This is a genomic window from Burkholderia sp. Bp9004, assembly GCF_003858025.1.
Taxonomy (GTDB): Bacteria; Pseudomonadota; Gammaproteobacteria; order Burkholderiales; family Burkholderiaceae; genus Burkholderia; species Burkholderia diffusa.
On record NZ_QTQD01000001.1, the window covers coordinates 398,789 to 411,514 of the forward strand.

General features: G+C 67.1%; 11 protein-coding genes. 9 read left to right on the forward strand and 2 right to left on the reverse strand.

Features of this window, described 5'->3' with window-relative positions; translation table 11 throughout:
* The first annotated feature begins 119 nt into the window (after positions 1-119).
* The 7 genes from DIE08_RS01715 to DIE08_RS01745 all read left to right on the forward strand — a co-directional run bounded on the left by DIE08_RS01715 (position 120) and on the right by DIE08_RS01745 (position 8,169).
* Positions 120-740 carry a TetR/AcrR family transcriptional regulator gene (locus DIE08_RS01715; protein ID WP_124900820.1) on the forward strand — a complete coding sequence of 207 codons (621 nt, stop codon included), beginning with the start codon at positions 120-122 and terminating at the stop codon, positions 738-740.
* Between the two features lie 201 nt (positions 741-941).
* On the forward strand, positions 942-2,000 hold the full coding sequence (locus DIE08_RS01720; RefSeq protein ID WP_124900821.1) for an NADP-dependent oxidoreductase: 1,059 nt from the start codon (positions 942-944) through the stop codon (positions 1,998-2,000).
* A 93-nt stretch (positions 2,001-2,093) separates the two neighbouring features.
* Positions 2,094-2,393 carry a putative quinol monooxygenase gene (locus tag DIE08_RS01725; protein WP_124900822.1) on the forward strand — a complete coding sequence of 100 codons (300 nt, stop codon included), beginning with the start codon at positions 2,094-2,096 and terminating at the stop codon, positions 2,391-2,393.
* 141 nt (positions 2,394-2,534) lie between these two features.
* Complete coding sequence (locus tag DIE08_RS01730) at positions 2,535-2,990, forward strand: (2Fe-2S)-binding protein (RefSeq protein WP_059525474.1); 456 nt, start codon at positions 2,535-2,537, stop codon at positions 2,988-2,990.
* 1 nt (position 2,991) lies between these two features.
* Entirely contained in the window at positions 2,992-5,226 is a 2,235-nt protein-coding gene (locus DIE08_RS01735; protein ID WP_124900823.1) for a xanthine dehydrogenase family protein molybdopterin-binding subunit, read from the forward strand.
* A 15-nt stretch (positions 5,227-5,241) separates the two neighbouring features.
* Entirely contained in the window at positions 5,242-6,561 is a 1,320-nt protein-coding gene (locus tag DIE08_RS01740; RefSeq protein WP_124900824.1) for a cytochrome c, read from the forward strand.
* Positions 6,562-6,723: 162 nt separating this feature from the next.
* Positions 6,724-8,169, forward strand: a complete 1,446-nt coding sequence (locus DIE08_RS01745) for an NAD-dependent succinate-semialdehyde dehydrogenase (protein WP_124900825.1) — start codon at positions 6,724-6,726, stop codon at positions 8,167-8,169.
* Positions 8,170-8,347: 178 nt separating this feature from the next.
* Here the strand turns inward: DIE08_RS01745 and tagH are convergent, their stop codons facing one another.
* Both tagH and DIE08_RS01755 read right to left on the reverse strand, forming a co-directional pair.
* Positions 8,348-9,757: a type VI secretion system-associated FHA domain protein TagH gene (gene tagH, locus DIE08_RS01750; protein ID WP_124900826.1), complete on the reverse strand. Its 1,410-nt coding sequence runs from the start codon at positions 9,755-9,757 to the stop codon at positions 8,348-8,350.
* 47 nt (positions 9,758-9,804) lie between these two features.
* Positions 9,805-10,191: a TssQ family T6SS-associated lipoprotein gene (locus DIE08_RS01755; protein WP_124900827.1), complete on the reverse strand. Its 387-nt coding sequence runs from the start codon at positions 10,189-10,191 to the stop codon at positions 9,805-9,807.
* A gap of 630 nt (positions 10,192-10,821) precedes the next feature.
* On the opposite strand from DIE08_RS01755, the gene tssJ reads away from it, so the two are divergent.
* Positions 10,822-11,337 (forward strand): type VI secretion system lipoprotein TssJ, encoded by a 516-nt coding sequence (gene tssJ, locus DIE08_RS01760; RefSeq protein WP_124900828.1) that lies wholly within the window; start codon positions 10,822-10,824, stop codon positions 11,335-11,337.
* Positions 11,334-12,716, forward strand: coding sequence for a type VI secretion system baseplate subunit TssK (gene tssK, locus DIE08_RS01765; RefSeq protein WP_124900829.1), 1,383 nt, complete (start codon positions 11,334-11,336; stop codon positions 12,714-12,716). Before tssJ ends, tssK begins: the two co-directional genes overlap by 4 nt.
* The last annotated feature ends 10 nt before the right edge of the window (positions 12,717-12,726 follow it).

Here is a 12,726-nt window from a genome sequence, read left to right on the forward strand (position 1 = left end):
GGCGCCACGGTACGGCGATAACGCATCCGCGACGCGGTGCGATTCGGGTAAAGTGCCGCTCAACTCGCCGGCTCGACGTTGCTAGACGACCGGTCTAATCGTTGTTAAGATACGCCATCATGAATGCATCTTCAGGCGCGGAAGTCCGCCAGCACATTCTGAATATCGCGAAGCCGATCATGCTCCACAAGGGGTTCTCGGCGGTCGGTCTGAACGAGATTCTCGCCGCGGCGGGCATCCCGAAGGGCTCGTTCTACCATTACTTCGGCTCGAAGGAGGCGTTCGGCGAGGCGCTGCTCGAATCGTATTTCGAAGGCTATCTCGAGCATCTCGACAACCTGCTCGGCCAACAGGCCGGCACGGGTGCGCAACGCCTGATGACGTACTGGGGCAACTGGCTGCACACGCAGTGCGCGGACGATCCGGAAGGCAAGTGCCTCGCGGTGAAGCTCGGCGCGGAAGTGTCCGATCTGTCGGAGGCAATGCGCGCGGTGCTGCGGCGCGGCACCGGCCAGATCATCGAGCGGCTCGCGGGCGGGATCGAGGCCGGGCTGGCCGACGGTTCGCTGAGCGGCGTCGACGATCCGGCGCATACGGCCGCGATCCTTTACGAGCTGTGGCTGGGTGCGACGCTGCTGGAGAAGATTCACCGGAACCGCAAACCGCTCGAACGCGCGATGCTCGAAACACGGCGGATGCTGAACCTGCCGTCCTTCGAGCCGGACGGAGCGCAGTCGTAACGTGGGCGCGCGCAGGCGCGCCTTGTTTTTTGGGTGAATACTAGACGACTGGTCTACTTACACTGAAATCCCGTTGCTTTACCCGTAAGGCTGCGGCTCCGCCGGCCGACTGGCTGGCACGGCTCGCAGCCTCGCATCAAGGTTGTCCAAGTTGATCCGATCGTGCCCGGTGCACGTCCCTTCCTGTTGACGGAGGTTCCCATGCCGCAAAGCAAGGCAGCAAACCGCAGAATCATCCTGAACGCGCGCCCGGTCGGCGCGCCCACCCCGAACGACTTCCGTACCGAGACCCTCGACGTGCCGGTGCCCGGCGCCGGTCAGGTGCTGTTGCGCACGGTCTGGCTGTCGCTCGACCCGTACATGCGCGGCCGGATGAGCGACGCGCCGTCGTATGCACCGCCGGTCCAGCTAGGCGACGTAATGGTCGGCGGCACGGTCAGCCGTGTCGTGGCATCGAACCTGCCCGCGTATCGCGAAGGCGACCTGGTCGTCGCGGGCGGCGGCTGGCAGGACTATTCGCTGTCCGACGGCAGCGACCTCATTGCGCTCGGCCGCGACTTCCCGCATCCGTCGCATGCGCTCGGCGTGCTCGGCATGCCGGGGTTCACCGCGTACACCGGGTTGCTGAAGATCGGCGAGCCGAAGGCGGGCGAAACCGTGGTCGTGGCCGCCGCGAGCGGGGCGGTCGGCGCGGTGGTCGGCCAGATCGCGAAGCTGAAGGGCTGCCGCGTGGTCGGCGTCGCAGGCGGCGCAAACAAGGTCGCATACGTGAAGGACACGCTCGGCTTCGACGAGTGCGTCGATCACCGCGATCCGCAATTTGCAGAGAAACTGAAGGCCGCCTGCCCGAACGGCATCGACGTCTATTTCGAGAACGTCGGCGGTGCCGTGTTCGACGCGGTGTGGCCGCTGCTCAACGATCATGCGCGCGTGCCGGTGTGCGGAATCATCGCGCATTACAACGACGCGGCGTACGACGACACCGCGGTATCGAGCGGCCGCGACCGCGTGCCGGCGCTGATGGGCACGATCCTGCGCAAGCGCATCCGCATGCAGGGGTTCATCATTCTGGATCACTATGCGACCGGCTATGCGCCGTTCCTGAAGGAGATGAGCGAGTGGGTCGCGCAGGGCAAGGTGAAGACGCTCGAAGATGTGGTCCCCGACCTCGCCGAAGCACCGCAAGCACTGATCGGCTTGCTCGCCGGCAAGAATTTCGGCAAGGTCGTCGTGCGCGTGGGTCCGGACGAACTGGCCTGACACCGGCGCAAGACGACACACAACGATTGCACGCTGGCGTCGCGAGACGCCAGCTTGTGGCATGCTCGATTCCGTTTCGAAAGGAGTGACAAGATGGCGCTTCACGTGATTGCTTCCCTGTTCCTGAAACCCGAACACGCGCAGGCCGCCGAGGCCGAATTGCGCAGCATGGTCGCCAAGACGCGCGTCGAACCGGGCAACCGGCGCTACGACCTGTTCCGCGAGCAGGACGGTTCGCCGAACCTGCACCTGTACGAGATCTACGACGACCAGGCCGCGTTCGACGCGCATCTCGCCAGCCCGCATTTCACCGAATTCCGCGCGAAGTCGGCCGACTGGTTCGCGGCGCCGCCCGTCATCAAGGTGCTGTCGGGCATCGACGTGGCCGAGTGACGGCGCGGCACCGTCGTCGCGGCTCGCTCGAGCTCGGGCCGCGCGGCAGCCGTCACGCATGACGCGACGGCAATGACAACGACAATGCGGCGCAACGGATCGTTCGCGCCGCTTCCCCAACACACCGGCCCCGGAGTCTGAATGGTCACCCTCAATATCAACGGCGAGAACCGCACGGTCGACGCCCCCGACGACATGCCCCTGCTGTGGGTCCTGCGTGACGTCGTGGGCCTGACCGGCACGAAATTCGGCTGCGGGATCGCGCAATGCGGCGCGTGCACCGTCCATCTCGACGGCGTTGCCGCGCGCTCGTGCGTGCTGCCCGTCGCGGCCGTCGCGGGCCGCAGGATCACGACGATCGAAGCCGTCGGCGCGACGCCGGCCGGGCAGAAGGTTCAGGAAGCGTGGCGCGAGCTCGACGTCGTCCAGTGCGGCTACTGCCAGTCCGGGCAGGTGATGGCGGCCACGGCGCTGATCGCGTCGAACCCGAACCCGAGCGACGCCGACATCGACGCGGCAATGGCCGGCAACATCTGCCGCTGCGGCACGTACAACCGGATTCGCGCGGCCGTCAAGCAAGCCGCGAAGGGAGCGTGACATGTCGCGAGGACTGATCGAAGCAGGCAAGGTCGCCGGGCAAGCGGCCGGCGCCGGCATGTCGCGCCGTTCGTTTCTGAAGGCGGGCATGTCGCTCGGCGCGGCGGCGGGCGGCGGCTTGCTGCTCGGTTTCAGCATGCCGGCGGCGGGCGATGACGCACGGCGCTCGGTGATCGGCGGCGATGCGGACGAAAGTGCGCGCGCCGGCGTATTCGCGCCGAACGCGTTCGTGCAGATCGACCGCAGCGGCAAGGTCATGCTGGTGATGCCGAAGGTCGAGATGGGGCAAGGCGTCTACACGGCGCTGCCGATGCTGATCGCCGAGGAACTCGAAGTGCCGCTGTCGAACGTCACGCTCGACCATGCGCCGCCCAACGAGAAGCTGTTCCTCGATCCGCTGCTCGGCGGCCAGTTGACGGGCGGCTCGACGTCGGTGCGCTACGCGTGGGAACCGCTGCGCCGCGCGGGTGCGACCGCGCGCACGCTGCTGGTTTCCGCGGCGGCGAAGCAATGGAGCGTCGATCCGGCCACCTGCCGGGCGGAAAACGGCGAAGTGCGGCACCTCCCGAGCGGCCGGCGCGCATCGTACGGCCAGCTCGCGGACGCCGCGTCGAAGCTGCCGGTGCCGAAGGATGTCGCGCTGAAGCAGCCGGCCGATTTCAAGCTGATCGGCAAGCCGGTGAAACGGCTCGATTCGCCGGAGAAGGTCGACGGCACCGCGCAGTTCGGGCTCGACGTGCGTCTGCCCGGCATGCTGTACGCGGTGATCGTGAACAGCCCGGTGTTCGGCGGCACGGTCGCGAGCGTCGACGATACGGCCGCGAAGAAGATTCCGGGCGTGCGTCAGGTCGTGCGCGCGGACAACGCGGTCGCGGTGGTCGGCGATCATACGTGGGCCGCGAAGCGCGGCGCGTCGGCGCTCGTCGTGAAGTGGAACGAAGGCGCGGGCGCGAAGGTGTCGACCAAGGACATCGTCGCCGATCTCGCGCAGGCCGCCGCGAACGGGAAGGGCGCGGTCGCGCGCAAGGACGGCGACGTCGGCAAGGCGTTCGCTGGCGCGAAGACCCGCATCGACGCCGTCTACGAACAGCCGCTCCTTGCGCACGCAACGATGGAGCCGGTGAACTGCACGGTGCACGTGCGCGGCGACGGCTGCGAGATCTGGGTCGGCACGCAGGTGCCGACGCGCGCGGTCGACACCGTGCAGCGGCTCACGAGCTTTCCGCCGGAGAAGATCGTCGTGCACAACCACCTGCTCGGCGGCGGTTTCGGCCGGCGGCTCGAAACGGACATGATCGGCCAGGCCGTGAAGATCGCCAAGCAGGTCAACGCGCCGGTGAAGGTCGTCTGGACCCGCGAGGAAGACATCCAGCACGACATGTATCGGCCGTACTACTACGACCGGATTTCGGCCGGCCTCGACGCGAACGGCAAGCCGGTCGCGTGGCAGCACCGGATCGTCGGTTCGTCGATCCTCGCGCGCTTCGCACCGCCGGCGTTCAAGGACGGCGTCGATCCCGACGCGGTCGAAGTCGCGACCGACCTGCCGTACGACCTGCCGAACCAGTTGATCGATTACGTGCGGCAGGAGCCGCGTCACGTGCCGACCGCATTCTGGCGCGGCGTCGGCCCGACGCGCAGCACCTTCGTCGTCGAGAGCTTTATCGACGAACTGGCCGCGCAGACCAAGACCGATCCCGTGCAATATCGCCGCGCGCTGCTCGGCAAGACGCCGCGCGCGCTGAACGTGCTCGACGTCGCGACGAAGGCAGCGGGATGGGGCGCGCCCTTGCCGAAGGGGCAAGGGCGCGGCGTATCGGTGATGCACGCGTTCGGCAGCTTCTTCTCGATCGTCATCGATGTCGCGGTGGAGGGCGGCGAAGTGCAGGTCAAGCGTGCCGTGTGCGCGGTCGACTGCGGGATGGCCGTGAATCCGGGCACGATCGAGGCGCAGGTGCAGGGCGGCATCATCTTCGGGATCACGGGCGCGCTGTATGGCGAGATCACGATCGAGGATGGCCGCGTCGTGCAGAGCAACTTCACCGACTACCGGATGATGCGCATCAACGAGACGCCGCCGATCGAGGTGCATCTCGTGAAGAGCGCCGAGGCGCCGGGCGGAATCGGCGAACCGGGCACCGCTGCGACCGCGGCGGCGCTGTCCAACGCGATCTTCGCGGCGACCGGCACGCGGCTGCGCAAGCTCCCGGTCGGCAGCCAGCTGAAGACGGCTTGAGGGGAGAGGCACACCATGCGAAACCTCACCCCGAACAGTCTGAATCGCGCCGCTCGCACGCTTGGCGCATCGTTGATCGCGCTGTCCGCGCTGATGGCCGGCACGGCGGCGCATGCCGCGCAAACGGCGCCCTCCGACAGCGCGCTGCTCGCACGCGGCGCGTATCTCGCGAAGGCCGGCGATTGCGTGGCGTGCCACACCGCGCCGCGCGGCGCGCCGTTCGCCGGCGGCCTGAAGATGATCACGCCGATGGGCGCGATCTACACGACCAACATCACGCCCGACCCGGACACGGGCATCGGCGGCTATACGGAGGCCGAGTTCGCGGGCGCGCTGCGCTCGGGTGTCGCGAAGGATGGCCATCACCTGTATCCGGCGATGCCGTATCCGTCGTACGCAAAGCTGCGCGATGACGACGTGAAGGCGCTTTACGCGTACTTCATGCATGGCGTCGAGCCGGTAAAGCAGGCGAACCGTGCGTCCGACATTCCGTGGCCGCTCAACATGCGCTGGCCGCTGGCGCTGTGGAACGCGGTGTTCCTCGACACGACGCCATATACCGACAAGGCGGCGAAGGATGCGATGTGGAACCGCGGCGCGTACCTCGTGCAGGGACTCGGGCATTGCGGGTCGTGCCATACGCCGCGCGGCGTCGGCTTCCAGGAGAAGGCGCTGGACGAAAGCGGCTCGGCGTTCCTGTCGGGCGCGCCGATCGACAACTGGTTCGCGTCGAACCTAACCGGCGAGCACAATACCGGGCTCGGCAGATGGAGCGATGCGGATGTCGTGCAATTCCTGAAGACCGGCGCGAACCAGCATGCGACCGCGTTCGGCTCGATGGTCAGCGTGATCAACCACAGCACGCAGGAACTGAACGACGACGATCTCGCGGCGATGTCCCGCTATTTGAAATCGCTGCCGGCGGCGGGGGGCACGGGCGCGCCGCCTAACCGTTATGATCCGAAGCCGACGCAGGTCGCGTTGGGCCGGCCGGCGAACGATCCGGGCGCAAAGGTGTATAACGCTTACTGCCTGAATTGCCATGGCGCGGACGGTCGCGGCTACGCGCCGCTGCTCGCACCGCTGGCGGGCAACCCGAACGTGCTCGAGACCGATGCATCGTCGCTGATCAACGTGACGTTGAACGGCAGCGAGTCGCTCGTGATCGGCGGTGTGCCGTCCGCGTATCCGATGCCGGCGTTCGCGAATCAGCTGAACGACCAGCAGATCGCCGACGTGCTGACGTTCATGCGCGCCGGCTGGAACAATGGCGCGCCGGCCGTGCAGGCGGCGGACGTCGCGAAACTCCGCAAGGCGACGGCGGCTGCGCGCTGAGCGCGGCCGTGCGTGGCGGATGACGACGGGCATGCGCGCCGCGTGCGCGTCGTCGAACGTTGCCGGGTGCAGGGCGCCCGGCAACGCAGTGCTTTCTATCAACCGGCGCGCGGCCGTTCGCGGCAGCGCGCGTTTTATCGAACGCAAAACTGGGGTGTCTGGATGGCTAACGTGACTTATACGGATACACAACTGCTGATCGACGGCGAGTGGGTCGACGCCGCGAGCGGCAAGACGCTCGATGTCGTGAACCCGGCGACGGGCAAGACGATCGGCAAGGTGGCCCACGCGGGCATCGCCGATCTCGACCGCGCGCTGGCCGCGGCGCAGCGCGGTTTCGAAGCATGGCGCAAGGTGCCCGCGCACGAGCGCGCGGCGACGATGCGCAAGGCGGCCGCGCTGGTGCGCGAGCGCGCCGACACGATCGCGCAGCTGATGACGCAGGAGCAAGGCAAGCCGCTGACGGAAGCGCGTGTCGAAGTGCTGTCGGCAGCCGACATCATCGAATGGTTCGCGGATGAAGGCCGCCGCGTGTACGGCCGGATCGTCCCGCCGCGCAATCTCGGCGCGCAGCAGACCGTCGTGAAGGAGCCGGTCGGTCCGGTCGCGGCGTTCACGCCGTGGAATTTCCCGGTCAACCAGGTCGTGCGCAAGCTGAGCGCCGCGCTCGCGACCGGCTGCTCGTTCCTCGTGAAGGCGCCGGAAGAAACGCCGGCGTCGCCGGCCGCGCTGCTGCGCGCGTTCGTCGACGCGGGCGTGCCGGCCGGTGTGATCGGTCTCGTGTACGGCGATCCCGCCGAAATCTCGTCTTACCTGATTCCGCACCCGGTGATCCGCAAGGTGACGTTCACGGGCTCGACGCCGGTCGGCAAGCAGCTCGCGTCGCTCGCGGGCCAGCACATGAAGCGCGCGACGATGGAACTGGGCGGCCACGCGCCGGTGATCGTCGCCGAGGACGCGGATGTCGCGCTGGCGGTGAAGGCCGCCGGTGGCGCGAAGTTCCGCAACGCCGGCCAGGTGTGCATTTCGCCGACGCGTTTCCTCGTGCACAACAGCATTCGCGACGAATTCACGCGCGCGCTGGTCCAGCATGCGCAGGGGCTGAAGGTCGGCAACGGCCTCGAGGAAGGCACGACGCTCGGCGCGCTGGCGAACCCGCGCCGGCTGACCGCGATGGCGTCGGTCGTCGAGAACGCGCGCAAGGTCGGCGCGAGCATCGAGACCGGCGGCGAACGGATCGGCTCGGAAGGCAACTTCTTCGCGCCGACCGTGATCGCGAACGTGCCGCTCGAAGCGGACGTGTTCAACAACGAGCCGTTCGGCCCGGTCGCGGCGATCCGCGGTTTCGACAAGCTCGAGGACGCGATCGCCGAAGCGAACCGTCTGCCGTTCGGGCTGGCCGGCTATGCGTTCACGCGTTCGTTCGCGAACGTGCACCTGCTGACGCAGCGCCTGGAAGTCGGGATGCTGTGGATCAACCAGCCCGCGACGCCGTGGCCGGAAATGCCGTTCGGCGGCGTGAAGGATTCGGGCTACGGGTCGGAAGGCGGGCCGGAAGCGCTGGAACCGTACCTCGTCACGAAGTCGGTGACGGTGATGGCGGTCTGACGACCATTCGAGCGCGAGCGTGCCGCCGTTTGCGCGGCGCGCACGCGCCGTCGCGTTGCCGAAGGCCGGGCGTTCTGCCCGGCCTTGTCATTTCTGCGTCGATGGCGGTCTTGGCAGTCGGCTTCGCCCGGGAGTGGCGGTCGTTCCCGTCGAGCACGGGACATACGACGCCCGCCGCTCAATGCCGGCTGCTCCCGCGATAGCTTTCCACCTCCGCGTCGTACGCGGCGAGAAACGCCTTGCCGAATACCGACGCAAAATCGTCTTCGATCGCGAACACCGTGTCGCGATGCGTCGCCGCGTAGCGGTCCCACATCCTCGCCTTGTACAGCGCGGGCACGCGCTTCTCGTACCAGCGCATCGCATCGTCTCGCTCGCGCAGACGTTGCGGCGAAAAGCGCGTCAGCAGATCCATCAGCGCGGCGCGCATGCCGGCGACCATGCCGATCTGGTGCGCGTGCAGATCCTGGAACGCGTCGCTGACCGCGCTCTGCGGCGACATGAAGCCCGGCAGCGGTAGCCCGAACATCTGGCGCAGCACGGCGCCACCGTCGGGCAGCAGTTTCAGCGGATTGTTTTCGCGATCGAGCAGCATCGTCATGTGCGCCTTCACCTCCCGCTTCAGGATGCTGCGCGACGACAGCAGCTCGACCGTGCCGTTCGCGAACAGCGCGAGCAACTGCCCCGCGATGTACAGCTGCTCGGCCGACCATTGATGCGACTCGGCGGCGGTATCGAGGCCGGCGCCTTCGAAGAACGCGTTCAGCAATTCATCGGGCGTCGGCGCGCGGTTCGCCTGCGGTGCAGGCTCGTCGGCGGGACGTGGCTCGGCATGCGCCGTCGCCGGTTGCACACGCACGTGCTGCGTCCACTCGGGCGCATGGTCGGCTTGCGTCGCGGACGACGCGCCGCGATCCGCATTGCCGCGTCCGGACGGTGACGCCGAACCCGATTCGCCGATATCGGGCGACGACTGGACAAACAAGTCGAGCGGGTCGGTCGACAACTGATTCAGGTCGCGTTGCGATGGCGCGGTCGGCGTGGCGCGGTTCGCGGGCTGCGCCGCCTCCCTGCGCGCTGACGTACCGGATCGCGTACCTGTGTCCGCCGCCTTGCCGCGCGGCGCGAGACGATCCTGCAGCAGGCCCCACAACCGGTTGCCGGTCGTCTTCGCGTCGAGGTGCGCGTGTGCGGCGGTTTCCGGCGTGCGCCGCAGGTCGGCGCTCGCGCTGGAGGCGGCGGGCATGTCGACGACCGGCGCCTCATGTCCGTCGTCACGCTCGGCACGCAGCACGTACGGGCCGATGCGGATGATGTCGCCAGTATTGAGCGGGCGCTCCTGTGCATAGCCGACGGGCTCGCGGTTCACCTCGATCGTCGACACGCTGCTCAGGTTCTTCAGCAGGCACGCATCGTCACCGACCTGCAGCAGGGCCTGCAGCCGGGAAATCTGCCGGGTGTCGTCGCGCAGCACGAGATGGTTGTCGGTCGCCCGGCCGATGGTGCCGCCGGGCGGGTGGAACACGACGGCGTCGTAGGAGTCGCTTTCGACCGGCTCGCCGGCATGTTCGATCACGATCAGTTGCATGTCATACGTCGCTCGGTAAGGAAACGCTCGCGGGGAATCCGGTTCGGTCAGGATGACGACGCATGTCTGCGGCGCGCGAACTCGAACGCGGGCCCCCAGATCGGATGTCCCTTCTCGGCGGGGGACAAGTCGAAGCGCGGGTTGAGGTCGAGAATCTTCGAGAACTCGGCGCGGCACTGCGCGACGCGGTTCGTCACGCAATAGCTGAACGCGAGCAGCTTGTGAGCGGCGACCTGCGTGTCGGTATCGGCCCCGTCGATCTCCTTCGCCCGGCTCAGGATCGCGATCGTGCGTCCGTAGTCGCCCGCGCCATACGCCGCGCGCGCGCTGTCGACCGCGGCGCGCGCCGCCGACTGCGTAGGGGACGTACCGCACCCGCCGATTCCCAGCAACAAGGCGCCAAGGAAAATCACGATCGATGAATGGCCTTTCATTCTGAAATGAAGTGTTTGCGTTATTGGAAGGTGGCGCACAAGTGCTGTTGGATTCTAGTGCCAATCAAGGCTGGCGATGTCGCCGTTACGTTTTGTTTCATTTTGTAAATTGCGTTCGAGTTATCGCTCAAATCGATTCCGGGTTTTCGACTTGTTAATCCATAAAATCGATTCTATAGTTCGCTGTGCTTTTGGGATTCGTCAGTTGTTTGCCCGGCGCAGGTCAATGATCGGAAAAGCCGGCCCTCCGTTCGGGCAACGCAAACAGCGTGACACGACCCGCAGGGCGTAGCCACCCACCGCCGACGGCCGTCAGGCTTGGGTTCAGCGTCCATGCGGCCAGTGTCCATGCAATAGAACCGGGCCGCCGTGGCGAACCGGTCGAATTAACGCGCCTTTTCAAAATGACCGAAATCAATTCAATTCCTCGTCATTTCCCCAATCTTGATCCCGTCCCGTAATTGGCGATTTGACCCGGCTTTTTACAAGAATAAATTGCCGAATGATATTTGAGCGGAAGGATATGCAAGCCACATAATTACCGGTCAATTAATTGTCCCTTTTTAATTCGAGGTGTCGATTTCGCGTACGGAAATCGACGGGGGAATTATTGCGCTGCGAGGATGAAATATGCGCTGGCGGTCGAGCGGGTTCATCGTATTGGGATGTGCATTGCTGTTGCCCGGATGCGGCGCCACCGAGCGTGCCGCCGCGGTGCCGTATGCGATCACGGTCGACGTGGCGCCCGACGTCAATCCGGACTTCAACCGCAAACCTTCGCCGATCGTGCTGAAGGTGTTCCAGCTGCGCGCGGCGTCCGCGTTCGACGGCGCCGACTTCTTCTCGCTCCAGGACAAGCCCGAGAACATCCTCGGCGCGGACCTCCTCGGCACCGACCGCGTGATCCTGCGCCCGGGCGAGTCGCGCACGCTGCATTACCGCGGCAACGTCGAAGCCGGCGCGATCGGCGTGATCGCCGAATACCGGATGCTCGACAAGAACCGCTGGCGCCTGACGGTGCCGCTGCCGCGCGCGAAGCAGCTCAACGTATACAAGTTCTGGCAGACGTCGCCCGGCGAGCTGAAGCTGTCGATCGCGGTCAGGAACGGCGGTCTCGCGCTGAACGACACGCGGGGGCGCCCATGACCGAACCGACGATGTCCGCGACACCCGTCGCCGCACTGCGCCAGCGCGTGGTGTGGACCGAAGGGATGTTCCTTCGGCCGCAGCATTTCCAGCAGCTCGAACGGCACTGGGAACGGTACGTTGCGCTGCGCTGCCTGCCGCTGCAGGGGTTCTACTGGGGCTTCGACACGCTCGAGATCGACCGCGAGCAGCTCGCGCTCGGCAAGGTCGCGCTACGCGCGGCGGCGGGCGTGATGCGCGACGGCACGCCGTTCGATCTGTCGCATCCCGACGATCTGCCCGAGCCGCTCGACGTGCCGGCCGATGCGAAGGACCAGCTCGTCGTGCTCGCGCTGCCGTTGTGGCGCGGCGGCGGCGAGGAGGTGGCGTTCGGCGCGGGCGCAGGCGGCAGCGGCGGTGCGGACGTCGCACGCTACGTCGTGCGCGAATACGAAGTGGCCGATGCGAACGCGGTCGCGCTCGGCCCCGCACTGCTGCAAACGGGGCGCCTGAACGTCCGGCTGATGCTCGACTCCGAGCTGACCGGCGACTGGCATGCGCTCGGCGTCGTGCGGATCGTCGAGCGACGCACCGACGCACGGCTGCTCGTCGACGACGGCTACATTCCGCCGCGCCTGGTCGCGCAGCGCGATGCGGCGTTGCTCGCGTACACGCGCGAGCTGCACGGACTGCTCACGCAGCGCAGCGACGCGCTGGCCGAGCGCCTGTCGGAGCCGGGGCGCGGCGGCGTATCGGAAGTCGCGGATTTCCTGCTGCTGCAGCTCGTGAACCGCTATCTGGCGCTGACCTGGCACGCGCAGCAGGACGTCGCGACGCATCCGGAGGCGCTGTTCCGCGACTGGCTGAAGCTCGCATGCGACCTCAGCACGTTCACGGCGGCCGGCCGGCGCCCGCAATCGCTCGCCGTCTACGTGCACGACGACCTGCGCACGAGCTTCGCCGAATTGATGACGGAGCTGCGCCGGTCGCTGTCGACGGTGCTCGAGCAAAACGCGATCCAGATCGAGCTGCACGACGCGGGCAACGGCATCCGGGTCGCGACGCTCGCCGATCCCGCGCTGCGCGACACGGCCGGCTTCGTGCTGGCCGTGCGGGCGGACGTGCCGGCCGACAGCCTGCGCGCGCGGTTTCCCGCGCAGGCAAAGCTCGGCCCGGTCGAGCGGATCCGCGACCTGGTGCAGTTGCAGCTGCCGGGCATCACGATGCGCCAGTTGCCGGTCGCGCCGCGGCAGATCCCGTACCACGCGGGTCATACGTACTTCGAGATCGACAAGGGCAGCGACCTGTGGAAGCAGCTGGCGCGCTCCGGCGGTCTCGCATTTCATTTCGCCGGCGAATTTCCGGGGCTCTCGATGGAGTTCTGGGCGATTCGCGGGTGAGGGCGGGCAG